The sequence below is a fragment of the Aphanothece hegewaldii CCALA 016 genome (assembly GCF_003007785.1).
Lineage (GTDB): Bacteria > Cyanobacteriota > Cyanobacteriia > Cyanobacteriales > Microcystaceae > Chroococcus > Chroococcus hegewaldii.
The window spans coordinates 100,810-126,362 of record NZ_PXOH01000012.1 but is presented as its reverse complement, the minus strand read 5'-3'; the positions used below and the strand labels follow the sequence as shown (position 1 = coordinate 126,362).

The following is a 25,553-nucleotide window of genomic DNA, read 5'->3' as shown; positions in this document are numbered from 1 at the left end:
TTCGTTTCACAAGAGTTAAGAGCAGCAGAAGACCCCGAGTTTGAAACCTTCTACACCAAAAATATTCTACTCAATGAAGGTCTAAGAGCTTGGATGGCTCCTTTAGACCAACCCCACGAGAAATTTGTATTCCCAGAGGAGGTACTTCCACGTGGTAACGCTCTCTAATATGTCCGTTGCTGGTGGGCGCGACCAAGATTCTACCGGTTTTGCTTGGTGGGCTGGTAATGCCCGTCTCATCAACCTCTCTGGTAAATTACTTGGCGCACACGTTGCTCACGCTGGTTTAATCGTTTTCTGGGCTGGTGCGATGACTCTATTTGAGACAGCACACTTTATCCCCGAAAAACCGATGTATGAGCAAGGTTTAATCTTACTTCCTCACATTGCTACCCTTGGATGGGGTGTTGGCCCTAGTGGTGAAGTAATTGATACCTTCCCCTTTTTCGTCGTTGGTGTTTTACACCTCATTTCTTCGGCTGTTCTCGGTTTTGGTGGCATCTATCACGCGCTACGTGGCCCCGAAATCTTAGAAGAGTATTCCAATTTCTTTGGCTACGACTGGAAAGACAAAAACCAAATGACCAATATCATCGGTTATCACCTCATTCTTTTAGGATGCGGTGCGCTGCTGTTGGTCTTTAAGGCGATGTTCTTCGGTGGTGTCTATGATACTTGGGCTCCAGGTGGCGGTGATGTAAGGGTAATCACTAATCCAACTTTGAACCCTGCAACTATCTTTGGTTATCTGCTAAAAGCTCCCTTCGGTGGCGAAGGCTGGATTATTAGCGTTAACAACATGGAAGATATCATTGGTGGTCATATTTGGGTTGGTTTAATCCTAATCGCTGGCGGTATCTGGCACATCTTAACTAAGCCTTTTGCTTGGGCGCGTCGTGCTTTAATCTGGTCTGGTGAGGCTTATCTCTCCTACAGTTTAGGTGCTTTGTCGATGATGGGCTTTATTGCTTCCGTCTTCGTTTGGTTCAACAACACCGCTTACCCCAGTGAGTTCTATGGACCTACTGGTATGGAAGCTTCCCAATCTCAAGCTTTTACCTTCCTCGTTCGTGACCAACGGATGGGTGCTAACGTTGCTTCTGCACAAGGCCCCACAGGTTTAGGTAAATATTTAATGCGTTCCCCCACAGGTGAAATCATCTTTGGTGGTGAAACAATGCGTTTCTGGGATTTCCGGGGTCCTTGGTTAGAGCCGCTACGTGGTCCTAACGGTTTAGACCTCGACAAAATCAGAAATGACGTTCAACCCTGGCAAGTTCGCCGCGCTGCTGAATACATGACCCACGCTCCTTTAGGTTCTCTAAACTCTGTGGGTGGAGTTATTACCGATGTTAACTCTTTCAACTATGTATCACCTCGCGCTTGGTTAGCAACTTCTCACTTTACTCTTGCTTTCTTCTTCCTCATCGGACACCTTTGGCACGCAGGACGTGCGCGGGCTGCTTCTGCTGGTTTTGAGAAAGGAATTGACCGTGAGTCAGAGCCAGTATTATCTATGCCTGACCTTGACTAAGAATATTTTTTAAATTCTTATATGGCTCTCGTCTTAATGGCGAGAGTTTTTTTAGGTATTTTTTACGTGATCCCTCGCTTTGTGTGAGATGATGAAATAATAGATGTTAATGTAAAGGATTGTTAAAGAATGGCTCAAATCCAATTTTCAAGAGGTTTGACAGAATCAGTAGTGCCTGATGTTAGGTTAACTCGTTCTCGTGATGGACAAAAGGGTACAGCAACTTTTTATTTTAATTCACCCGCAATTCTCGAAAAAGAACGGACAGAAGAAATCACCGGAATGTATTTAATTGACGAAGAAGGCGAAATGGTGACTCGTGAAGTAAAAGGCAAATTTATTAACGGGAAAGCTCAAGCAGTAGAAGCTACTTTAATTATCACTTCTGAATCGGAATGGGAACGTTTTATGCGTTTTATGGAGAGATACGCCCAAGAAAACGGCTTAGGATTTACTAAATCTGAAAACTCGGCTAAATAATAGACATCTCTATTATTTTATCTAAACAAAAGCCAGGGTACACTCTCTGGTTTATCTTTTAGATATAATATTTATTACCATAATTGAGTTAATATGTCAACTGTTCCTCATCCTGATGTTACGCCGATTTCTGTGCAATGTGCCGTGATTACCATTAGTGATACTCGAACTCAAGAGAGCGATCGCAGTGGTCAAATCATACAACAATTTTTAATTGAAGCAAATCATCAAACGCTGATTTATCGTATTCTTCCCGATGAACCTCAGCAAATTTCTACTTTACTACAAGAATTAAGTGAGCTTTCAAAATTAGAAGCAATTATTTTTAATGGTGGTACAGGAATCGCCCCAAGAGATACCACATATGAAGCAATCAGTCAATTATTAGAAAAAACTTTGCCTGGTTTTGGTGAAATATTTCGCTTTTTAAGCTATCAGGAAATCGGATCACGAGCAATTGCATCTCGCGCAATTGCTGGAATCTATCGACAAAAATTAATTTTTTTACTCCCTGGTTCTTATAATGCTGTAAAGCTTGCTTTAGAAAAACTTATTTTATCCGAATTAGTTCATTTAGTTAAACAGATTAAAGGTATTTAAAAATATGTCTATAATTGTTTCAATGATTCTTTTTATATTGACTGCTTCGTTAACATCAAAACTTTTTATATTTATTCCATTAAACCTTTTTGATTGGGTTCAAGGAATTTTTGGTTATTTTTTTCTAGGTTTTTTAGTAATAGCAGTAAGTTGGTTGATTGGAGAATAAAAGAGAAATACATCAACCTTTATGTCGGATATTTGCTGTAGAAAATTACATTGAAGCGAATTTAGATAGTTCTCTCTATCCCATGATTGATAAAGTAGTTAAGTGGGATTACAATCTCTAATAAATTGTCCGATCGACTATCAGCATTTGATTGCTATATTGTAATTAGCTACTTAGAAATATGAGAGCAAGTTAAATTCCATCAAGGATATGTTACTTAACTACAACCCCAAACAGTCTCTACCCTCAGCCAAAGACTTACCCGACTCCGACGATACCCCTGTGGATAACGAACTGCAAAATTATATTCCTAATTTATTACAAACCGTTCTCGCCCTTATCTGGTCAGAACGCATGGACTGGTTTTTTGGGGTCGATATGGGGGTCTATTACGATCCTAATGAACCCGCTATTGTCCCTGATGGCTTTTTAAGTGTTGGGGTTCCACGCATTATTGATTCAGATTTGCGCTTGTCTTATGTCTTGTGGGAAGAACAAAAAGTGCCGATTTTGGTCTTAGAAATTGTTTCTCATAAAAGGCGTAAAGAATATACGAAAAAAAAAGATTTTTATGCAGAGATGGGGGTTTTATATTATGTAATTTATAACCCGTTACGCAAGAGAAAACCCCGTTTAGAAGTTTATCAATTAAATAATGGACGATACGAGTTACTAGAGGGTGAACCAGTCTGGTTGAGTGAACTAGGTTTAGGAATAGGTAGAGAAGAGGGAATTTATCAAGGGATTGAGCGAGAATGGTTATATTGGTTTGATGAACACAGGAAACGCTATTTAACGCCAGAAGAACGCATTCAACAGGGATTAGAACAAGGGCGAGTGCAAGGAAAATTAGAATCTGTTCCTAGATTATTAGCTTTGGGATTGACGGTACAACAGATAGCAGAGGCGTTAGATTTAAAAATCGAACAAGTTAACTCAATGATCAAAAAATAAATCTACAGATTTAGTTTCCATTTTATAGATAATTTAATTTTTCACCATTTGTAAAAATATTTCGGTTTCTGTCAATCTATTTCCGACCTATTTTTCTTTAAAAGTTAATTGAACAGAACATTACAATTATAGAGAACAGTTAAATTCCATCAAGGCTATGTTACTTAACTACAACCCCAAACAGTCTCTACCCTCAGCCAAAGACTTACCCGACTCCGACGATACCCCTGTGGATAACGAACTGCAAAATTATATTCCTAATTTATTACAAACCGTTCTCGCCCTTATCTGGTCAGAACGCATGGACTGGTTTTTTGGGGTCGATATGGGGGTCTATTACGATCCTAATGAACCCGCTATTGTCCCTGATGGCTTTTTAAGTGTTGGGGTTCCACGCATTATTGATTCAGATTTACGCTTGTCTTATGTCTTGTGGGAAGAACAAAAAGTACCGATTTTGTTCTTAGAAATTGTTTCTCATAAAAGACGTAAAGAATATACGAAAAAAAAAGATTTTTATGCAGTGATGGGGGTTTTATATTATGTGATTTATAACCCGTTACGCAAGAAAAAACCCCGTTTAGAAGTTTATCAATTAAATAATGGACGATACGAGTTACTAGAGGGTGAACCAGTCTGGTTGAGTGAACTAGGTTTAGGAATAGGTAGAGAAGAGGGAATTTATCAAGGGATTGAGCGAGAATGGTTATATTGGTTTGATGAACACAGAAAACGCTATTTAACGCCAGAAGAACGCATTCAACAGGCAGAAATCGCAGGTAAGTTAGCCTCTGTCCCGTTTATGCTACAATTAGGCGCAACTGTTGAACAAATTGCGAAAGCTTTAGATTTGCCTTTGGAGAAGGTTCAAGAAGTAGTGATAAGACTGGATAAGAACTAAAGTCCGTCGTAAGGTGAAAATTATTGAGCATTATTCAAAAGCGAATTAAAATTATGATTTAGGTACGATCGCAGAATACAACGCCGAATAATCAGCATCCGATAAACCTAATTCTATTGCTTTCTCTAAAATTTTCTGAACACCATTCAAAGAATCACTCATTAAATTCAATGATTCTGATTCTTGTAAAAATAAATTAACATCTTTGAGTAGATGCTTTGTTGGGAAATTTGGATTATCGTAATTACCATCGCACATCCTAGCTAACTTTTTATCAAATGTCGGAGCATACAAAGCACTCTGACGCAAAATATTCATAAATTGATCTATGTCTACGCCCTGACGCGACAAAAACCCCAAACTTAAAGCAAAAGAACTGGTTAAAGAAGCAATTAATTGATTTAACGCTAACTTTAAAGCTGCTGCGGTTCCCACTTCGCCAATTAAAATAGGTTCAGAACCAAAATTTTGTAATAAATATGACCATTTTTTAAATTGTGTTTCTGTACTTCCAACCATTACTAATAAATTTCCGTTTTGTGCTTCTGGGATGCTTCCTAAAACGGGCGCTTCTAAATATTCCCCACCTTTTGCGGTGATTTCTTGTTGTAAAATTATGCTTTCTTGCGGTGCGATCGTTCCCATTTGAATAATTGTACGATCTATTAAATATTTACTGGTTATTTCCGTTAATAATAAATCTTTAATAGCGGTGGCATTCGTCAGCATTAAAATAATACAATCCGAATTTTGCACCACTTCTGTAGGTGATTGAGCAATGATTACACCAGATTCTTTTAAACCTTCTAATTTAGAAACTGTACGATTATAAGCAATAACAGAAATATTTGAGGTCAAAAGCCTTTTAATCATTGGCTGTCCCATCAAACCTGTACCCAAAAAACCTACTTTAGTCATTAGATTAGATGTCCTATAAACTCAATTAATAAAATAATAATCTATTGATATTCTCTTTCTGCCGTCCAATGACGTTCAGATGATTGATAAATTTTTACTTTTTCTAGTCCAGCATTTTGCAACAATTCGGCAATTTCTTCTAAGGTAAAAGCCGCATGAAGCGAATCCCAAAAAAGCTTTTTTTGATGCTCAGTATAATCTTCTCCTACTTGTTCAACAATTTCATTAATAATAGCTTTTGAAGCGGGTCGTAGTAAATCTCGTAACAAAATACCGCCATTTGGTTTAAGCACTCGGTTAAGTTCTTTTAAAAAAGGTAGAGGGTTAGGAAGATGATGAAGCAAACTATTAGATAATACTAAATCAAATTGAGCATCTGTATAAGGCATTTGTTTAGCATCAACAACCTCAAGATGGATTTGTTGTTCTAAATTAGCTTGTGCAATGTTTTTAAAGCCGATGTCTAACATCGATTTTGCTAAATCAATTCCTGTAATGTTCCATGTAGGACGTTGTTGAGCAATTAAAATAGGAATTCGTGCTGTTCCTGTTCCCACATCTAACACTTTAGCGGTTTGATGTGCTAAAACGATCGCTCGTTGAGCAAAATTCGTGTTAACTTCTGTAAAGTCCATTGCATCGTACTCAATGGCTTCTTCTAAAGTATCCATGACTTCGTCTTCTAAAATTCGCTGCATTAATCACCTACTGATTACCGTTGTTCAAGATTAAGATTGAAATATGAATTTTAACTTTAATAATGCCTACTGCGATTAATTTATCTAGTCAAGAAAATCATAACCCGATCATGCTATTTGATGGGAAGTCTGTCAGTAATCCCGGTGCGGCGGCGGCGGCGGCGGTATTACTAATGAATAATGGAAGAAGGTACACCGTTAGTCAATTTTTGTCAAGTGCCACAGTGGAGGAAGCGGAATATACAGGTTTAATAATTGGACTACAAAAAGCCAAACAACTTGGAATTAAAAATTTAGATATTAAAAGCGACAGTGAATTAATTTTAAAACAGGTTAATGAACCCAATCCAGTCATAGAAGATAAATTATTAACCCTGTACTCACAAGCGCAAAAACTTCTAAAAAATTTTGAGAAAACAAGTTTAGAATGTATTTCAGAAGAACTAAATCGTCCTGCTATTAATGCGGTTAATCGTTGTATAAGTGAAGCATTAGGGCGTAAATCAAAAACAACATTACCGCCCGTTAGTCCTCCAGTCGCCCATTTTCTACAGCTTGCCGATAAAGTAACAGATAAAGACTACCAAAAGCTAATTTTAAAAAATGATGATTTTGCCTTCATGACCTTAACGGATTTAAGATTATTAGTTCCTGAAGCCGTTAGAGATATGATTGCTCTACAGTGGGACGGAAATAATCAAACTCTAGCCGATATTTATCGTTGGTACTTACGGGGACTTCCTCCTCAAATGGCGTTGCAAAAAGCGCAATTAGATAATCCATCTCCTGAATCATCGGGGGAAAAATTGCCTTGGGAAGGAGAATTAATTGTACCATCGGGTATGACAGTTTCAATAGAGACATCTGAGGCTTTTGTTGAAAGTCCTTTTTCTGAAGAATCCGCCATTGTATCCCCAAAAATATTTAATGATAAAGAAACTTTGTTAAAAATTCCCTTAGAAGAAGAGTCGTGTTTTTTTGCTGCAACTGGCACTCATAATAAAGATACTTTGCCGCCTAATGCGAAAATTAAGAATGTCTTAGAAATGATGAATCATTTGTCTGTTGATGAGAAACTAGAATTAGCCGAGCAGTTAATTCATTTACCAGAATGGGTGAATTTAATTTTTATCGCCATTGCCAGTCAGTTAGCCAGTCCAAAAGATTAGCCGTATTCCAAAAATTTCGCCATAATAGAACTATTGTCATTCTGTATGCCTAGTTTGTGATTTCCTATGTCCGAAGTCAAGTTTACTCCCCCTATGCTATATAGATCCGAAGAAGTACAGCAAATTTTGAATATAGCGATCGCTCGTCAAGTCACTCAAGGAGAAATGACGAGAAAACAACTTTTAGAAATTGCGGCTGAAATGGACATTGAGACAAAAGATCTAGAAGCTGCCGAACAAGAATGGTATACTCAACACCTATTAGACCTCAAACGACAAAAATTTAATTTATATCAACAAGAGAAATTTAAGAATAAAGCCGTTAGATATGTAATTATTAATGGTTTTTTGATGACTTTTAATATAATCAGTGCTGGTACTCTAAGTTGGGCAATTTATCCTATATTCTTCTTAGGTTTACCTCTTTCTTTAACAGCTTGGAAAACTTTTCAAGTTAAAGGGGAAGTCTATGAACAAGCTTTTCAACGTTGGCAAGTCAAAGATGAAATTAAGCAATCTTTCTTTTATATATGGACAAGAATTAGACGCGCTTGGCTAACTTGATAGATTTTTGCTTATCTAAAAATAGCTAGTTTCAAGTTATATTAGAAATAAGAATTGGGGTTGTAGCTCAGTTGGATAGAGCGAGCGCCTCCTGAAAAATCGGGCATCATGGAGGAAACTTCATGAATGAATGTGGTCAAATTCAAGGAAGCCTAAGTCTAAATGAAAGCCAGATAAGGTAATCTTGAGCCAAGCTCTATTACTCCGCTAGAGAAGGTGCAGAGACTGGTTGTAGAAAAAAGGAGTCTAAAAAAAACTACAACATGATGGCCACCACCTACGGGTTAAGTTTACCTGTTAATCTATGGTGAAGGAATAGTCCAGAGAGTGGGGAAACTCACACAAATCTGAAGCGCTAGGTCGCCGGTTCGATCCCGGCCAATCCCGTTAAATAAATACAAGCGATCGTACCTTATAAAACTCTCTAATGCAGATCACAAATCCCAGATTCAATCTATCCAAATAGTGACTTATTGTAAGATTCATTAACGAAAAACCTATATCTAGGGACTGTTTTAGTTGATCAGCCAAATGAAGTAAAAATAGAATATTAAATCTTCGGAGTTTGTATTTTATGAAACTGAATTTTTTTGAGAAATGGCTTTCAAATGCAAAACGCTCAATAGTAACAACTCTATTGTGTGTATCAGCCGTTGTCTTTTTTTGGCAAAGTACCAGTTTCTCAAACGTTGCAGCAATAGCTAATCCTATTAATAACTTGATCGCCTCTAAAGATGCAGGGGATATGGTCCAAGAAAAAGTCAGTAAAGATGCAGGACGAGCTAAAGGTTTTATTAGAGATACGGCGGATCGCGTTGAAGAAACTGCTAAGAAAAATGCGGCAAAAGTAGATCAAGCAGATGACAAAGGTAGTTTTGTTGAGCGCAAAGCTAAAAAAGATGCGGGTCGAATTGAAAAAAGAGCCGAGGAAGATGCAGCACGGACACAAAAAGCAGTAGATAATACCAAGAATGCTGTTGAAAAAACTGTTGATAGTATTAAAGATGCTTTGAGCAAATAAAAGATTAAGACTAATTTAGTCCCTCGTACATTGTTCTTTTTGTCGCATTTACGCGAATTTAAAGGAGCAATGTACATTTAGTTTGGTGAGACTAGATGGTAAAATTTTAGCAGTGGGAAATTAAAGAGTTATTGAAGCTTCTGCACACTTCCTGCTACATGGCAATACATAATATTGAAATAGTATTAAATTTGTTTGTCAGGACGAACCAGCCCAAAGCCTACTCAAAATATGATTGAACTCACTCCAGCAGCCGTTAAAGAAATTAAACGTTTACAAAAAAGCCGTCAACAGCTAAATACTTATTTACGAATTGGGATTAAAACAGGTGGCTGTTCAGGACTATATTATGATTTAGAATTCACTCAACAGCCAGAATCGAGCGATCGCTTAGAAAAAAGTCAAGACATTAACATTGTAATTGACCTATCCTGTGACCCTTATTTACAAAACCTAAAATTAGATTATGCTGAAGACTTGATGGGTGGCGGATTTCGCTTTCATAATCCCCAAGCATCGGCGACTTGTGGCTGTGGTTTGTCCTTTGAAACTTAATTTTCTTGACAGCGTATCACAAAAATTGCTAAAATAGCCTTTTGTCAACGATTCTAGGATGCTTAATAAGGAAGTTACACAGGCCTTAAAATAACTCATGCCCACCATTCAACAATTAATTCGCACCGAGCGATCCAAAATTAAAAGAAAAACCAAATCACCAGCACTCAAGCAATGTCCTCAGCGTAGAGGAGTTTGTACAAGAGTTTATACCACAACTCCGAAAAAACCTAACTCAGCACTGCGTAAAGTAGCCAGGGTTCGTTTAACATCAGGATTTGAAGTAACAGCTTACATTCCAGGAATTGGCCATAACCTACAAGAACACTCTGTGGTGTTAATTCGGGGCGGTCGGGTTAAAGATTTACCTGGAGTAAGATATCACATTGTTCGTGGCACATTAGACGCTCAGGGCGTAAAAAATCGCCAACAAGGTCGCTCTAAATACGGTGCAAAGCGTCCTAAAGCAACGAAATAAAATAACTTTTATTTATTCTTGCAGAAGCTTTAAATTTTGGTTGACTAGGAGAAGAAAATCAAACCATGTCTCGTCGTAAAAACATTAAAAAGCGTCCTGTTCCGCCAGACGCAATGTATAACAGTGTACTGATTAACATGACCATTCGTCGGGTTATGAGTAGCGGAAAAAAATCAGTAGCATCTGGCATCGTCTATGATGCCCTAAAAACCGTTGGAGAACGGACGGGATCTGATCCATTAGAAGTATTTGAAAAAGCGATTAAAAACGTAACCCCTCTAGTCGAAGTAAAAGCGCGTCGGGTAGGTGGTGCAACTTATCAAGTACCAATGGAAGTTCGTTCCGCGAGAGGAACCGCCCTAGCCTTACGTTGGTTGATCCATTATGCTCGTGCCAGAGGTGGTAAAACAATGGCTGGTAAATTAGCGAATGAAATTTTAGATGCAGCTAATGAAACGGGAGCTACCATCAAAAAACGCGAAGAAACCCACCGCATGGCAGAAGCGAACAAAGCCTTTGCTCACTATCGGTACTAAAGAAATTTAGTATGGATTACCGAACAAAAAAAGGGTTAGGCGGTGGAATTACCTCCTCTACCGCTAGAATATTTTCGCAAAGAAAAGTATAGAATTGTAAATAGTGTAAATAAATCTCTAGAAATAAAACTCACGCTTAGTAAAAATTAACAAAGGAGGTTGCTGTGGCTCGTACCATCCCACTGGAGAGAGTACGGAATATCGGTATCGCAGCGCATATAGATGCGGGCAAAACAACAACGACGGAACGAATCCTATTCTATACAGGTGTCGCTCATAAAATTGGTGAAGTCCATGATGGAACAGCAGTAACAGACTGGATGGAGCAAGAGCGAGAAAGAGGGATTACGATCACGGCGGCTGCGATTAGTACAAGTTGGCGAGATCATCGGATTAATATTATTGATACTCCAGGTCACGTAGACTTTACCATCGAAGTAGAACGCTCAATGCGTGTTTTAGATGGAGTAGTTGCTGTATTTTGTTCAGTCGGCGGCGTTCAGCCCCAGTCGGAAACCGTTTGGAGACAAGCCGATCGCTACAAAGTTCCTCGGATCGCATTTGTCAACAAAATGGATCGCACAGGAGCAAACTTTTACAAAGTATATTCACAAGTAAAAGATCGCCTCAGAGCGAATGCAGTTCCGATTCAAATTCCCATTGGCAGTGAAACCGACTTTGCTGGCTTAGTAGACTTAGTAACAATGAAAGCGAAAGTCTATAAAGATGATCTCGGTAAAGAAGTCATAGATACTGAAATTCCAGCAGAATTACAAGAACTGGCACAAGAATACCGCACCAAATTAGTAGAAGCAGTTGCGGAAACAGAAGAAGAACTTCTAGAAAAATATTTAGAAGGTGAAGAACTAACGGAAGAAGAAATCAGACGCGGTTTAAGAAAAGGAACCATCGATGGCTCAATTATGCCGATGCTTTGTGGTTCTGCTTTCAAAAACAAAGGAGTACAACCCTTACTCGATGCCGTCGTTGATTATTTACCCTCACCGACTGAAGTTGTCGCAATTAAAGGAATTCTTCCCGATGGAACTGAAGCAGTCAGAAAAGCCGATGATACCGAGCCTTTCTCTGCTTTAGCATTCAAAATTATGGCCGATCCGTTTGGCCGTTTAACCTTCTTAAGGGTTTATTCGGGTGTCTTACAAAAGGGTAGCTATGCCTACAACTCAACCAAAGATACCAAAGAACGGATCTCGCGTTTGATTATTCTCAAATCCAACGAGCGGATCGAAGTAGACGAACTTAGAGCAGGGGATTTAGGGGCGGCTATTGGCTTAAAAAACACCATCACAGGCGATACTCTGTGTGATGAAAACAACTCAATTGTTCTAGAATCGCTGTTTATTCCAGAACCCGTGATCTCTGTTGCAGTTGAACCCAAGACCAAACAGGATATGGAAAAATTGGGCAAAGCATTACAAGCTTTATCTGATGAAGACCCAACTTTCCGCGTTAACACCGATCCTGAAACGAATCAAACGATTATTGCGGGAATGGGTGAGTTACACTTAGAGATTCTTGTAGATCGGATGCTACGAGAATACAAAGTGGAAGCTAACGTCGGTAAACCCCAAGTTGCTTATCGTGAAACCGTTCGTAAACCAGTCCAAAACGTTGAAGGAAAATACATCCGTCAAAGTGGTGGTAAAGGTCAATATGGTCACGTTGTTGTTAACTTAGAACCAGGTGAGCCTGGCACAGGTTTTCAATTTGTTTCTAAAATCGTTGGTGGTGCTGTTCCTAAAGAATATATTCCTGCCATCGAACAAGGAATCAAAGAGACTTGTGAAACGGGAATTATTGCAGGATATCCTGTAATTGACCTCAAAGTGACTTTGACGGACGGGTCTTACCATGAAGTAGACTCTAACGAAATGGCATTTAAGATCGCTGGATCAATGGCCGTGAAAAATGCTGTAAGCAAAGCATCACCCGTGATCCTCGAACCCACGATGAAAGTAGAAGTAGAAGTACCAGAAGACTTCCTAGGGGATGTCATGGGTGATCTTAACTCGCGTCGCGGTGCGATCGAAGGTATGAACTCCGAAGCTGGCATCGCTAAAGTATCTTCTAAAGTACCTTTAGCTGAGATGTTTGGCTATGCGACCGATATTCGGTCAAAAACGCAAGGACGAGGGATCTTTACTATGGAGTTCAGTAACTACGACGAAGTCCCTCGTAACGTCGCCGAAGCGATCATCGCTAAAAGCAAAGGGAACGCCTAAAAATCAGTAAATCGTTACCAGTTAACAGTTAGTCCAGTTTCTGGCTGTTAACTGAATAACGAGGCTGAAAAATCTTAGAACAGAAAAAAGGAAACAAACATACAATGGCACGCGCAAAATTTGAACGGAATAAACCCCACGTTAACATCGGTACCATCGGTCACGTAGATCACGGTAAAACCACCCTAACGGCTGCTATCACCATGACTTTAGCAGCATTAGGTCAAGCAAAAGCTAGAAAATACGATGACATTGATGCGGCTCCCGAAGAAAAAGCACGGGGTATTACGATCAATACCGCTCACGTAGAATACGAAACCGAAGATCGTCACTATGCTCACGTAGACTGTCCAGGACACGCTGACTATGTGAAAAACATGATCACAGGTGCAGCACAGATGGACGGTGGTATTTTGGTTGTCTCCGCAGCAGATGGCCCCATGCCTCAAACTCGTGAACATATTCTTTTAGCGAAACAAGTTGGTGTACCTCGTCTTGTCATCTTCTTAAACAAAAAAGACCTAGTAGACGATGAGGAATTAATTGAGCTAGTCGAACTAGAAGTACGTGAACTCTTGAGCGACTATGGTTTCCCAGGAGATGATACCCCCATCGTTGCGGGTTCTGCTGTCAAAGCTTTAGAGGCAATGGTAGCCAACCCCAAAACCGTTAAAGGTGACAACGAATGGGTAGATAAAATCTATGACCTGATGACCGCAGTAGATGAATACATTCCTACCCCTGAAAGAGAAATTGATAAGCCCTTCCTGATGGCAGTAGAAGACGTATTCTCCATTACAGGACGGGGTACAGTAGCGACCGGACGGATCGAACGCGGTAAAGTCAAAGTTGGCGAAAACGTCGAACTCGTCGGCATTAAAGCCACCCGCAGTACCACCGTTACAGGTGTAGAAATGTTCCAAAAATCCCTCGAAGAAGGGTTAGCTGGAGATAACGTAGGTTTACTTCTTCGTGGTGTGCAGAAAGAAGATATCGAACGGGGTATGGTTATCGCTAAACCAGGTTCGATCACTCCTCACACTCAGTTTGAAGGAGAAGTTTACGTTTTAACTAAAGAAGAAGGTGGTCGTCATACCCCATTCTTTAAAAACTATCGTCCTCAATTCTATGTACGGACAACCGACGTAACTGGAACCATTAAAGACTACACCTCTGATGATGGAGATGCCGTAGAAATGGTTATGCCTGGCGATCGCATCAAAATGACCGTAGAATTGATCAACCCGATCGCTATTGAAGAGCAAATGCGTTTTGCGATCCGTGAAGGCGGTCGTACCATTGGTTCTGGAGTTGTTACTAAAATTCTGAAGTAGGATGACCTAAAAAATAATGGAGCAGATCATTGGCATTTTGTCAAGTATTTAGTCTGCTCCATTCTTATCGTTTATTATTCATTTGGCACCTTGAAAACTAAAGACTAAAACTATGGCTACACTTCAACAACAAAAAATCAGAATTCGTCTCAAAGCATTTGACCGCCGTCTACTCGACACCTCTTGCGAGAAAATAGTAGATACCGCTAATCGTACCAATGCTACAGCAATTGGACCTATTCCTTTACCTACCAAGCGTAAGATTTATTGTGTACTGCGATCGCCTCACGTTGATAAAGATTCCCGTGAACATTTTGAAACTCGTACCCATCGACGCATTATCGATATTTATCAACCTTCTTCTAAAACCATTGATGCTTTGATGAAATTGGATTTACCGGCAGGGGTAGACATTGAAGTTAAGCTATAAATATCCGTAGGGGTCGCGGAAGGCGACTGCACGCCGTTTCGCTGACTTTAAAAGTCAGCGAAACGGCGTGCAGTTTGGTTGTCAAACCCTTTTTAAAATGCTTGGTAACCAGTAATCAAAAACCGCCTTTGCTACAGACAAAAGCGGCTTTTAAACATTGGAAATCGGGAAAAACGGCTAAAGATACTTTTCGAGGGTAGTAGCTAAAGTCGTTTTGGGAACAGCACCAACCACCATATCAACTCGTTGACCCCCCTTAAAGATCATCAGAGTTGGAATGCTGCGAATTCCGTATTGACTGGCAATATTAGGATTTTCGTCTGTGTTGAGTTTGACTACCTTAATTTGGCCGGCATATTGTTCAGAAATCTCATCGACAACGGGAGCGACCATACGGCAGGGTCCACACCAAGGAGCCCAAAAATCCACCAGAACAGGAATTTCGCTATCTAAAACCTCTTCTTTAAAACTTGAATCTGTAACTGGGGCTGCTGTTGACATATTGAAAATCCTTTACTGAGCGCATTACTATCTAAGACTTGACAAATTCTATCGAGTGACATACCCACGATAAATCAAGGGTTTCTTGGGCTGAATAACTCTAGTTATTCATGTCCTACCCGAAGCACTACTTTTAGGTAGCCTCCACTTAACGGATAGATCCCACAAGCGTATATTTCCGTATGCCCTACGGTATATGTCTACTTTACAACGGGTTGGGAGAGATTTCAATATCTTAAGTGAGATTCATCTTTTATTTTAACTGAAGTTTTGTATCAAAAAATGATAAACAGCTTATTTTAAAAGACTTCTAGTATTAATTTGATTGACTGGGGATGCTCTTTGTTTCTTTGTGTTTCTTAACTATTGATAGACCAGTTGCTTTTCGTCCAACAATAGCCAACAAATTCTATCATTACCCAATGACTTAAATTATATCCCTCGTTATCATCAGTACTCTATATCTTAAATAAGCTGATCATAATCAAATCGGTTTATTTAACTTAATAACGTGCAGTAAATTAATATAATAACTTAGCTCAGGTTGACCTAAATATGACTATTAAAATAAGCTTAATTAATTTATATATTTTCTTTAAAATGGGCGATACAGGATTTGAACCTGTAACATCCTGCTTGTAAGGCAGGCGCTCTACCGTTGAGCTAATCGCCCTTTTCACACGCTTTACTAGGATAACATATACTTTTAAGAATTGACAACTATTTTTATCTTTTTTTTCATGCCTTCAGGTCGCACACACGATCGCATTACCCTTTGGTCATTGCCTTGGCTCGTCGTTTTATCCTTACTGCTCAGTCGAAGTGGCGAACTCACCTTAATTATATCGAGTGGCTTTCTATTTAGCGGGCTAATGTTTGGACCCGATCTCGATATCTATTCGGTTCAGTACAAAAGATGGGGATTTTTGCGCTGGATCTGGCAACCCTATCAGTCAATGATCCGCCATCGTTCTTGGTTATCTCATGGCTTGTTAGTTGGTACTTTTGTTCGTATACTTTATCTTAGTTCTGTGCTAATTTTGCTCGGATTGCCGTTTATTTTGACCATACAATTATTTTGGGGGAATAATTGGAATAAGGAGCAAATATTTGATGAAATATGGCAATTATTAACGCGAGTATATCCTTATGAGGTTATAGCACTTATAATCGGCTTAGAACTCGGAGCAATGAGTCATAGTATAAGTGATTGGTTAGGCTCGTCATACAAAAGGCTAAAACGGAGATCTAAGCCACAAAAACGCAAAAAAAGACGCTAGAACCTTAAATATCTAGCAGTTTAAAGCATTCTGAAAAAAAGAAAAAATTAATGGCAAAAAGCCCGAATAACCTTATACTGCTAGAGCGATCTTTTTAGCATTAAGCCACAGAAAGTGTCAAATTATCCTGACAAACGTTTTTTCTCTGGAATCAGATCATCTAGGATTAAGCATATCAGCCTAAAGGACAAGTAAACATGGAGAACATCTATCTATCTGAAACTGAAAATAGCCTTGCTCCGACTATTGAACCTACTATTAAAGTAGAAGACGATCGCACCGGAATGAGTCCTAAAGCACTCAAACGGGCTTTCTTCGATAATCTTTTCTTTTTACAGGGAACAAATAGGGCTGATGCCTCTCTGTATGATTATTATGTTGCTCTGGCTTACACAATTCGTGATCGACTTTTACTACGTTTTCTCAAAACGGTAGACACCTACAAAACCGAACAAGGAAAATTAGTTTGCTATCTATCAGCAGAATTCCTCATGGGTCGCCATCTGGGTAATAATCTAGTTAATCTAGGAATCTATGACGAAGTACGCCAAGTGATCGAAGAATTGGGCTTAGATTTTGATGAAATTCTAGAACAAGAACCCGATCCAGGTTTAGGAAATGGCGGTTTAGGACGTTTAGCCGCTTGTTTTCTCGACTCTCTAGCGAGTTTAGAAATTCCCGCTATTGGCTATGGTATTCGCTACGAATTCGGGATCTTCCATCAAATGCTAAAAAACGGATGGCAAGCCGAAATTCCCGATAATTGGCTCAGATTTGGCAATCCTTGGGAGTTACCTCGTCCTGATGAAACAGTCGAAATTAAATTAGGTGGCTTTACCGAACTCTATCACGATGATAAAGGAAATACAAAAGTTAATTGGGTTCCCGAACGAATCGTTTTAGCGATCCCTCATGATACACCAGTACCTGGCTATAAAACCAATACCGTTAACCCACTACGGTTATGGAAAGCTGAAGCAAGCGAAGCATTTAACTTTGATGCGTTCAACTCTGGGCAATATGATCAAGCAGTCGCCGAAAAAATGGACGCTGAGACGATCTCAAAAGTTCTCTATCCGAATGATAATACTCCTGCCGGTCGAGAATTACGGTTAGCTCAACAATATTTCTTTGTCTGTGCTTCCTTACAAGACTTGATCCGTCTTCACCTGAAAACTAATAAAAGTCTAGACAATTTCTACGAACGATTTTCAATTCAGCTTAATGACACTCATCCTGCAGTTGCGATCGCTGAATTAATGCGTTTACTGGTTGATGAAAATGGCTTAACTTGGGAACAAGCGTGGTCAATAACTCAAAAAACCTTTGCTTATACCAATCATACCCTAATGCCAGAAGCCCTCGAACGTTGGCCCGCCAGTTTGTTTGGAAAACTCCTACCCCGACATCTTGAAATTATCTATCTCATTAATCATCACTTCTTAGAAGATGTACGCATCTGGTTTCCCGATCAAGAAGAATTAGTCTCTAAACTTTCTATAATCGAAGAAGTAAGAGGAGAAAAGCTAATTCGTATGGCTAATTTAGCTTGTGTGGGTAGCCATTCGATCAACGGTGTTGCAGCCCTCCATACTGAACTCTTGAAAAAAGATACACTACGAGAATTCGCGCTATTATGGCCAAAAAAATTCTTCAACAAAACCAATGGAGTTACCCCGCGACGCTGGATATTACTCAGTAACCCGAAACTTTCTCAACTCATTAGCGAAAAAATTGGGGATAATTGGCTTAAAGATCTCTCGGAAATGAGACAACTTGAAGCTTATATTGATGATCCTGAGTTTTGTACCCGTTGGCGCAATATTAAACAAGAAAATAAGCAGAATTTAGCCGCTTATATTCTAAAAACGCGCAATATTGAAGTTGATGTTAATTCGATCTTTGATGTTCAAGTCAAACGTATTCACGAATATAAACGCCAACATCTAGCCGTATTACACATCATTGCTTTGTACAATCGGATTAAACAAAATCCCAATGTCGAAATAGTACCCAAAACCTTTATCTTTGGTGGTAAAGCCGCACCTGGCTACTTTATGGCAAAATTGATCATAAAATTGGTCAACTCTGTCGCTGAGATCGTCAACAAAGATCCCGATGTTGCAGGTCGAATAAAAGTCGTCTTCTTACCTAATTTTAATGTTTCTCTGGGACAACGCATCTATCCTGCAGCCGATTTATCCGAACAAGTTTCGACAGCAGGGAAAGAAGCTTCTGGTACAGGTAACATGAAATTCGCTATGAATGGCGCGTTGACCATTGGTACACTCGATGGGGCTAATATTGAGATTCGAGAAGAAGCAGGAGCCGAAAACTTTTTCCTTTTTGGCTTGACAGCAGAGGAAGTTTATGCTAAGAAAGCAGAGGGATACAATCCGATGGATTACTACACCCATAACCGAGAACTCAAAGGCGTAATCGATCGCATTAAGAGTGGTTATTTTAGCTACGGTGATCCTGATTTATTTAAACCCATTGTCGATTCACTGCTGAATAATGATCAGTATATGTTGTTAGCTGATTTTCAATCTTATATCGATTGTCAGGAAAAAGTTAGCCAAGCTTATAAAGATCAAGAACAATGGACAAGAATGTCGATCCTCAATTCGACTCGGATGGCTAAATTTTCTAGCGATCGCACGATTCGAGAATATTGCAATGAAATTTGGAAAGTTAGCCCAGTTAAAATCCAATTAGAAGATTAGTTTCGCTCTCTCAATCGGGTTTGTAATAAGCTTTTACAGATGTAAGAGTCTAATTACAAATCCCAACAAATTTACTTTTCATATATCCAAAGAATTAAAAATCTCATACCCCTCAACAGAGATTTTGCTCCTCAAGGGAGATAACTAAAAGCCAGACCTTCCATTAAACTTTAATGTAATCTAGGTAAAAATTCTTATTGAAATTACCTTAAAACATAAAAATATTTTTTAGATTAGCATCTAAAACGTCGATTTTGTCAATAGTCTAAGTGCCGATGTTCGGTAATCCCTACTTGTTTATTGTTTCTTAACAAAACTAAATTGTATCAGTAAAGATACAAAAGGATCACAAACTTAGAAACCAGACGAAACATCAATAAATTCATAAAAAAAGGAGGAATAAGCATGAGGATAGCCCAAATTGCACCCCTGTGGGAACGTGTCCCACCTCCCGCATATGGCGGAACTGAATTAGTAGTTGGTTTACTGACAGATGAATTAGTCAGAAAAGGACACGATGTAACCTTGTTTGCATCAGGCGATTCAATAACTCTCGCCAAGCTTGAATCAGTACACCCTCAAGCTTTACGCCTCGATCCAAACATCAAAGAATACGGGATTTATGAGATGCTGAATCTCAGCCGAGTTTATGAACAGGCTGATCAATTTGATATTATTCATTCTCATATAGGCTGTGCCGCCTTACCCTATGTCAATTTAGTCAAAACGCCCACCGTTCATACCTTGCATGGTATTTTCACCCCCGATAATGAAAAGCTGTTCATCCATGCAAAAAAACAGCCATTTGTCAGTATTTCTCAGGCACAACGGGAAAAAAGATTAAATCTGAATTGTGTAGCAACGGTTTATAACGGAATTGATCCAAATCGCTATACTTACCATCCTCAACCAGATAACCCACCTTATCTGGCTTTTTTAGGCAGAATGTCATCCGAAAAAGGACCTCATTTAGCCATTGAAATCGCCAAACGCACAGGTTTACCGTTGAAAATGGCAGGTAAAGTCGATTTAGTCGATCAAGAATTTTTTGCAACCCAAGTTAAACCTCATATTGACGGAAAACAAATCCAATACCTAGGAGAAGCGACACACCAAGATAAAAGCCCTTTACTCGGTGGTGCAATTGCAACCTTATTTCCGATAACATGGCGCGAACCTTTTGGTTTAGTCATGGTTGAATCGATGATTGTCGGAACACCCGTCATTGCAATGAACTTAGGATCTGTACCCGAAGTCATATCTCACGAGAAAAGTGGCTATATCTGCAATTCGGTCGATGAATGTGTTGCCGCAGTTGAGAGAATATCAGAACTAAAGCGTCAAGACTGTCGAGATCATGTGTTAGAGAACTTTAGTGCTAAACGGATGGCAGACGGTTACGAAGCTGTGTATCGCCAACTTTTAGCCGAAAAATTCGCCAAAAATGGTCATACACGAAAAGCAATGATTTCTAACTTCTCGTACTAAGGATTAGGTGAATTATGATTAGTAATAACCGTCAAGCGATCGCTTTAATCTCAGATCATGCAGATCCTGCCGCCGTGATTGGCACTGAAGAAGCAGGGGGACAAAATGTATATGTCCGTCAAGTGGGAGAAAATCTGGCTGCTTTGGGATGGCAAGTAGATATGTTCACCCGCAAAGCAAATCCAGACGATCCAACTATTGTTCAACATTCTCCCTATTGTCGCACAATTCGCCTAAAAGCCGGGCCAGAAACCTTTATCCCCAGAGATCGACTATTTGAGCATATGCCAGAGTTTGTTAAATCCTTTTGCGATTTTCAGACTTCACAAGCATATTACTATCCTTTATTACATACCAACTATTGGCTATCCGCTTGGGCTGGACTACAATTACAACAAAAAACAGGAATACAATTAATTCATACTTATCATTCTTTAGGTACCGTTAAGTATGATGCAATATTAGAAAAACCAAAAATTGCTCAAACCCGTATTGCGACTGAAAAGAAAATTTTAGAACAAGCAAGTTGTGTTGTAGCAACCAGTCCCCAAGAAAAAGAAATCCTTAGAACACGAGTTTCTCAAAAAGGACATATTGAAATTATCCCCTGTGGAACCGATACGAGTAACTTCTGTGCCATTCCCCCATTAAGTGCTAGAAAGAAACTCGGTTGGCATCCCCAAGATAAAATTGTTCTTTATGTTGGACGTTTTGATCCCCGTAAAGGAATTGAAACTCTTGTTCGTGCCTGTGCTGTTCTCAAAAATCAAGGCTGTGATAACCTTAAACTCGTTATTGTTGGCGGCAGTATAAACGATCGCATCGATGGACAAGAAAGACAACGTATTGAACAAATTGTCCAAGAAATGGGCTTAAGCGAAGTAACTTTATTTACTGGCCAAGTTGGACACGATTTGTTACCCTTGTATTATAGTGCGGCTGATGTCTGTGTCATTCCCAGTCATTACGAACCCTTTGGTTTAGTAGCGATCGAGGCGATGGCTTGTGGAACACCCGTTATTGCTTCTAATGTTGGAGGATTACGCTTTACAGTCCTTCCCGAAGAAACTGGGTTACTCGTTTCACCCAAAGATGTAGAGGCTTTTGCTCAGGCGATAGAGCGCGTTTTATTAGACGAAGTTTGGGCGAAAAAACTTAGAAAACAAGCGTCAGCCAATGTAAATCAACGATTTACATGGAATAACGTAGCCATTAAACTAAGCCATCTTTACCGTTATACTCTAGCTCGAACCATTATGCACGAGCAACCTTGGAATCCGCCCCTCACCTCTCCTTTATGGACTCCTGTACCTGTAGCAGCAGAGGCTAAACAATTAGCGGTATAATTCTTGTTGTCTGATTCGTGGTTCATCGGTTTGAGAGAAACAAAGTTTAACTTTTTCACTTACATTCCGTTTGAACGCGAATCATTTTTTGTCAGCTAGATTGCTACACTATACATTTTGTTTTAATTTTATTGTTGACCACCTAGGTTCACTATGACAGAAATAATTGAATTTGAAGGACGAAAATTTGTTCAGTCCGATTTATATGCTTCTGATGATTGGTCTTGCGCGATTGATAATGAACATCCAGTCCCCACTCTGACTTTAAAAAATGATGATATTTTTTTGATTACTGATACATTAGGTAATGTTGCGAGTTCTCGCTGTTCAACCAACGGAGTTATTAACAGCATGGGACTATTTTGTAAAGATACTCGCTATCTGAGTCGTTTAGATTTACAGATTAATAGACAAGCACCTATTTTACTCAGTAGTACGGCTCAAAAAGGCTTTTCTTTAACAGTTTTAGCAGCAAATCCTCAGATTAATAATCCCGATTCTGAAGAACCCATTTTAGCGGAAACAATTGGTTTTGAAAGAGAAATTATTATAGAAGGCGGTTTATTTGAAGAAATAAAAATTACTAATTTTAATACATTTGCAGTTGAATTTACATTAAGTATTACTTTTGATGCAGATTTTTTAGATATTTTTGATGTCCGGGGTTATAGTCGAGAAAAAAGAGGAAATAAATTACAATTCTTAGAATATTATTTGGGTAAAATTTATCATCCCGAACCAGAAATAATTTTAGCATATCAAGGTTTAGACGGAATAATCACAGAATCAAGAATCCAATTTAATAATTATTTACCCGATAAAATCCAGGGAAATACAGCAATATGGACAGTGCAATTAGAGGCTAGAGAAAATAAAGTATTAGGCTATCACGTTCAATTTTTTAGTGATAATAAATCAGCTTCAAACATAGACGATTCAACAACTTTAAGACAAGCAAAAGCAGCCGAATTAATGGAGGCTCATCACTGGCGCGAACAAGCTACTAAAATTCAAACAGATGATCAAGAAATTAATGAAATTATTCAACAAGCTGAACAAGATATTTATCTACTCAGACAATCAATTGAAGGTCGTTATGTTTTAGCGGCGGGTGTACCTTGGTTTTCTACGCTATTTGGGCGAGATTCGATTATTGCAGCCACTCAAACCCTCAGTTTAGATCCCTGTCTTGCTCGTGATACTCTTTACGTTCTAGCGCAATATCAGGGGAAAACGGACAACGATTGGCGTGATGAAGAACTGGGTAAAATCATGCACGAGATCAGATACGGCGAAATGGCAAGATGTCAAGAAATTCCCCACACGCCTTATTATGGAACGATCGATGCAACGCCGTTATGGTTGATGCTGTATGCAGAGTATTTCGCATGGACAGCAGATGAACAGACATTAGAAGACTTATGGGATAATGCACTAGCAGCAATGGACTGGTGCGATCGCCGTCTCAAAGATACAGGTTATATCCATTATTATTGTCGTTCCCAAAGAGGATTAGTCAACCAAGGTTGGAAAGATTCAGGTAATTGTATTGTAGATCGTAAAGGCAAACTCGCAGAAGGCGCGATCGCACTTTCGGAAGTACAAGGATATGTCTATGCAGCCAAAATTCGTTTAGCAGAAATTGCCTACCGCAAAAAATTATATGATTTAGCTGATCGTTGGCGCAAAGAAGCTAAAGAGCTAAAAATTCGATTTAATCATGATTTTTGGCTAATCGATCAAGGCTATTTTGCAGTAGCTTTGGATGGAAAAGGAAAACCCGTCGATAGTATTACCTCTAACCCTGGACATTGCTTAAATACTGGTATTGTCGACATCGAAAAAGCCCCCAGTTTAGCCGAACGTCTGCAAGCGCCCGATATGTTTAATGGCTGGGGAATTCGGACTCTAAGCAGTCTTAATCCAACTTATAACCCGATGGGCTATCATATTGGGGCGGTGTGGCCTCATGATAATGGTATGATTGCGACAGGGTTGCGATCGCTCGGTTTTGTTGAACAAGCCTTAGAAATCGCCCAAGGACTTTTTGATATGACTCTAGCACAGCCCTATCATCGTCCACCCGAATTATTTTGCGGTTATGAGCGTTTCGATTCAAATTCACCCGTTAAATATCCTGTAGCTTGTTCCCCGCAAGCTTGGGCGAGTGGATCGATCTTCCAACTTATTCTCATGATGTTAAATTTGGTCCCTGATGCACCAGGAAACTATCTACGCATCATTGATCCAACGCTTTTACCTTCAATTCATTGGTTATCGATCCAAAATTTAAGAGTAGGAAAAACTTTACTTGATTTAGAGTTTGAAAGATCGAATGGAACAACCGCTTGTCGGGTGGCGAAAAAACGCGGTAACTTACGGGTTGTTATTGAAGCGTAAGAGTTTATGCTGTAATCATTTCAGGTTTTGAATCAAATGATACTGGTTCAAAACGTAAAATGATTATCTGTTCTGGATATAAACCAATAGATTCATAAGTACGCCCATTACGGTCACTAAATTCGACTTCAAAAGCCGTACCACCCGCTAATAATTCTACTACTGTACCAACTTGACCTTGCCATAAATTGTATTCAGGAAGATCAACAGCTAGAGCAACTACATCCAGTAACTTCGGTGTATTCGTTTTCATTTTTTATTATCTCCAGATTCTCATATAGGATAGCAGGTTGTTAATTTTGGAATATTAGAATGATGTTCAATGATCCAGCCACTCCTAACTATCGCACTTCTATTTTGCCATTCGAGAGTAAAGTCTATGGTATAGCGCTGTCCAAAATGATCACGTCGTCCCAATTTTGTCTCATATGTTTGAACGATCTCTAAAAGAATTTGTTGTAATTCATCAGCATTCTCTACAGTCATCCCCAAAATTGAGCTAAAAAGTCGAGCTTTATGTTTTCCTTCGTCATGTTCTAAGTTTAAACAGTATTCACGCAGTTTGCGAATATCAACAACTGCATTTTTTGCATTTGGGACTAGCATTAACTTTTTGAGTTGGGATAAAATTATAGATTAATTAGCTATATTAATAATTATGGATTCAAATGAAATTATAGTTGATAATATGACAAACCAAGAAAGAATCGAACAAATCTTACTTAATGAAAGAAAATAATAAAACAATTCCTCTTATGCTACGGAAGTCTAGTATTGTTTGGATTTCTAACTTATCAAATGAGCGGCCGACAATTAGATAAGCTTCATGTTCTAAAAAATCTGAAATTAAAAATGAAGAAACTCCTGATTTATCGAATTAAATACTTTAGTTTTACCGCCAAATCTCTTTTAATAATTCTTGAAACTTAGAACGTGAAAGCTGTTCTTCTTGGGGTGATAAATCTAATTTGGATAATTGGGATAAAAGGGGAATGACTTCCGTATCTAGTGCAGGACGAAAAAAATTAAAAGGAAAAATCAGATCAGAAACACAACGAACATCAAAAACGTCTTGGGAATCATCCTGATCTAAATGAAAAACTAATAATAATGGACGAACCCAACAAGATTCACGTTGTAATATAACTTGAATAACTTCGCTATAAAGCAAATAGTTTTGATGTTCTAAACAAACAATTTGACAAGGATAAAATTGCTCCATAACCTT

25 protein-coding genes, 1 tRNA gene and 1 pseudogene are annotated in these 25,553 nt (G+C 39.0%); 20 read left to right on the top strand and 7 right to left on the bottom strand.

Annotated elements, in window-relative coordinates; genetic code table 11:
- The 6 genes and pseudogenes from C7H19_RS12885 to C7H19_RS12860 all read left to right on the top strand — a co-directional run.
- A pseudogene (locus C7H19_RS12885) lies at positions 1-168 on the top strand (photosystem II D2 protein (photosystem q(a) protein)); the annotation flags it as partial.
- The gene (gene psbC, locus C7H19_RS12880) at positions 152-1,534 is read left to right on the top strand and encodes a photosystem II reaction center protein CP43 (protein ID WP_106457286.1); all 1,383 of its coding nucleotides are present in this window, start codon (positions 152-154) and stop codon (positions 1,532-1,534) included. The pseudogene C7H19_RS12885 and the gene psbC, both read left to right, overlap by 17 nt.
- 129 nt (positions 1,535-1,663) lie before the next feature.
- Entirely contained in the window at positions 1,664-2,014 is a 351-nt protein-coding gene (gene psb28 / locus C7H19_RS12875; protein WP_106457285.1) for a photosystem II reaction center protein Psb28, read from the top strand.
- Between the two features lie 93 nt (positions 2,015-2,107).
- Positions 2,108-2,614, top strand: a complete 507-nt coding sequence (locus tag C7H19_RS12870; protein ID WP_106457284.1) for a MogA/MoaB family molybdenum cofactor biosynthesis protein — start codon at positions 2,108-2,110, stop codon at positions 2,612-2,614.
- 379 nt (positions 2,615-2,993) lie between these two features.
- The gene (locus C7H19_RS12865; protein ID WP_106457283.1) at positions 2,994-3,737 is read left to right on the top strand and encodes a Uma2 family endonuclease; all 744 of its coding nucleotides are present in this window, start codon (positions 2,994-2,996) and stop codon (positions 3,735-3,737) included.
- A 157-nt stretch (positions 3,738-3,894) separates the two neighbouring features.
- Positions 3,895-4,638, top strand: a complete 744-nt coding sequence (locus C7H19_RS12860; protein ID WP_106457282.1) for a Uma2 family endonuclease — start codon at positions 3,895-3,897, stop codon at positions 4,636-4,638.
- Positions 4,639-4,689: 51 nt separating this feature from the next.
- On the opposite strand, the gene C7H19_RS12855 is transcribed toward C7H19_RS12860, so the two are convergent.
- On the bottom strand, positions 4,690-5,556 hold the full coding sequence (locus C7H19_RS12855; protein WP_106457281.1) for an NAD(P)-dependent oxidoreductase: 867 nt from the start codon (positions 5,554-5,556) through the stop codon (positions 4,690-4,692).
- 41 nt (positions 5,557-5,597) lie between these two features.
- Positions 5,598-6,254 (bottom strand): class I SAM-dependent methyltransferase, encoded by a 657-nt coding sequence (locus tag C7H19_RS12850; RefSeq protein ID WP_106457280.1) that lies wholly within the window; start codon positions 6,252-6,254, stop codon positions 5,598-5,600.
- A 62-nt stretch (positions 6,255-6,316) separates the two neighbouring features.
- Between C7H19_RS12850 and C7H19_RS12845 the strand changes: the two genes are divergently transcribed.
- From C7H19_RS12845 to rpsJ, 9 genes are all read left to right on the top strand, one after another.
- The gene (locus tag C7H19_RS12845; RefSeq protein WP_106457279.1) at positions 6,317-7,423 is read left to right on the top strand and encodes a ribonuclease HI family protein; all 1,107 of its coding nucleotides are present in this window, start codon (positions 6,317-6,319) and stop codon (positions 7,421-7,423) included.
- A gap of 93 nt (positions 7,424-7,516) precedes the next feature.
- The gene (locus tag C7H19_RS12840; protein WP_245927494.1) at positions 7,517-7,987 is read left to right on the top strand and encodes a 2TM domain-containing protein; all 471 of its coding nucleotides are present in this window, start codon (positions 7,517-7,519) and stop codon (positions 7,985-7,987) included.
- 574 nt (positions 7,988-8,561) lie between these two features.
- A complete protein-coding gene (locus C7H19_RS12835) occupies positions 8,562-9,008 on the top strand; it encodes a hypothetical protein (protein WP_106457277.1) in 447 nt (148 codons plus the stop codon).
- Positions 9,009-9,239: 231 nt separating this feature from the next.
- Positions 9,240-9,563 (top strand): HesB/IscA family protein, encoded by a 324-nt coding sequence (locus C7H19_RS12830; RefSeq protein ID WP_106457276.1) that lies wholly within the window; start codon positions 9,240-9,242, stop codon positions 9,561-9,563.
- A gap of 97 nt (positions 9,564-9,660) precedes the next feature.
- Positions 9,661-10,041: a 30S ribosomal protein S12 gene (gene rpsL / locus C7H19_RS12825; RefSeq protein WP_106457275.1), complete on the top strand. Its 381-nt coding sequence runs from the start codon at positions 9,661-9,663 to the stop codon at positions 10,039-10,041.
- Between the two features lie 65 nt (positions 10,042-10,106).
- On the top strand, positions 10,107-10,577 hold the full coding sequence (gene rpsG, locus C7H19_RS12820) for a 30S ribosomal protein S7 (protein ID WP_106457274.1): 471 nt from the start codon (positions 10,107-10,109) through the stop codon (positions 10,575-10,577).
- Positions 10,578-10,741: 164 nt separating this feature from the next.
- The gene (gene fusA, locus C7H19_RS12815) at positions 10,742-12,820 is read left to right on the top strand and encodes an elongation factor G (protein WP_106457273.1); all 2,079 of its coding nucleotides are present in this window, start codon (positions 10,742-10,744) and stop codon (positions 12,818-12,820) included.
- Between the two features lie 104 nt (positions 12,821-12,924).
- Positions 12,925-14,154, top strand: a complete 1,230-nt coding sequence (tuf, locus tag C7H19_RS12810) for an elongation factor Tu (RefSeq protein WP_106457272.1) — start codon at positions 12,925-12,927, stop codon at positions 14,152-14,154.
- A gap of 112 nt (positions 14,155-14,266) precedes the next feature.
- Positions 14,267-14,584 carry a 30S ribosomal protein S10 gene (gene rpsJ, locus C7H19_RS12805; RefSeq protein ID WP_002800099.1) on the top strand — a complete coding sequence of 106 codons (318 nt, stop codon included), beginning with the start codon at positions 14,267-14,269 and terminating at the stop codon, positions 14,582-14,584.
- Between the two features lie 177 nt (positions 14,585-14,761).
- Here rpsJ and trxA read toward each other — a convergent pair whose 3' ends face one another.
- Positions 14,762-15,085: a thioredoxin gene (trxA, locus tag C7H19_RS12800; protein WP_106457271.1), complete on the bottom strand. Its 324-nt coding sequence runs from the start codon at positions 15,083-15,085 to the stop codon at positions 14,762-14,764.
- Positions 15,086-15,686: 601 nt separating this feature from the next.
- A tRNA-Val gene (locus C7H19_RS12795) sits at positions 15,687-15,758 on the bottom strand.
- A 67-nt stretch (positions 15,759-15,825) separates the two neighbouring features.
- On the opposite strand from C7H19_RS12795, the gene C7H19_RS12790 reads away from it, so the two are divergent.
- The 5 genes from C7H19_RS12790 to C7H19_RS12770 all read left to right on the top strand — a co-directional run bounded on the left by C7H19_RS12790 (position 15,826) and on the right by C7H19_RS12770 (position 24,325).
- Positions 15,826-16,365: a metal-binding protein gene (locus C7H19_RS12790; protein WP_106457270.1), complete on the top strand. Its 540-nt coding sequence runs from the start codon at positions 15,826-15,828 to the stop codon at positions 16,363-16,365.
- Positions 16,366-16,562: 197 nt separating this feature from the next.
- Positions 16,563-19,091 carry a glycogen/starch/alpha-glucan phosphorylase gene (locus C7H19_RS12785; protein ID WP_106457269.1) on the top strand — a complete coding sequence of 843 codons (2,529 nt, stop codon included), beginning with the start codon at positions 16,563-16,565 and terminating at the stop codon, positions 19,089-19,091.
- Between the two features lie 405 nt (positions 19,092-19,496).
- On the top strand, positions 19,497-20,579 hold the full coding sequence (locus C7H19_RS12780; RefSeq protein ID WP_106457268.1) for a glycosyltransferase family 4 protein: 1,083 nt from the start codon (positions 19,497-19,499) through the stop codon (positions 20,577-20,579).
- A gap of 14 nt (positions 20,580-20,593) precedes the next feature.
- A complete protein-coding gene (locus C7H19_RS12775) occupies positions 20,594-21,925 on the top strand; it encodes a glycosyltransferase family 4 protein (RefSeq protein ID WP_106457267.1) in 1,332 nt (443 codons plus the stop codon).
- 153 nt (positions 21,926-22,078) lie between these two features.
- Positions 22,079-24,325: an amylo-alpha-1,6-glucosidase gene (locus tag C7H19_RS12770; RefSeq protein ID WP_106457266.1), complete on the top strand. Its 2,247-nt coding sequence runs from the start codon at positions 22,079-22,081 to the stop codon at positions 24,323-24,325.
- 4 nt (positions 24,326-24,329) lie between these two features.
- Here the strand turns inward: C7H19_RS12770 and C7H19_RS12765 are convergent, their stop codons facing one another.
- The 3 genes from C7H19_RS12765 to C7H19_RS12755 all read right to left on the bottom strand — a co-directional run bounded on the left by C7H19_RS12765 (position 24,330) and on the right by C7H19_RS12755 (position 25,547).
- A complete protein-coding gene (locus C7H19_RS12765) occupies positions 24,330-24,578 on the bottom strand; it encodes a DUF4926 domain-containing protein (protein WP_106457265.1) in 249 nt (82 codons plus the stop codon).
- A gap of 20 nt (positions 24,579-24,598) precedes the next feature.
- The gene (locus tag C7H19_RS12760; protein ID WP_106457264.1) at positions 24,599-24,931 is read right to left on the bottom strand and encodes a DUF6883 domain-containing protein; all 333 of its coding nucleotides are present in this window, start codon (positions 24,929-24,931) and stop codon (positions 24,599-24,601) included.
- A 286-nt stretch (positions 24,932-25,217) separates the two neighbouring features.
- Positions 25,218-25,547: a hypothetical protein gene (locus C7H19_RS12755; RefSeq protein WP_106457263.1), complete on the bottom strand. Its 330-nt coding sequence runs from the start codon at positions 25,545-25,547 to the stop codon at positions 25,218-25,220.
- Between the last annotated feature and the right edge of the window lie 6 nt (positions 25,548-25,553).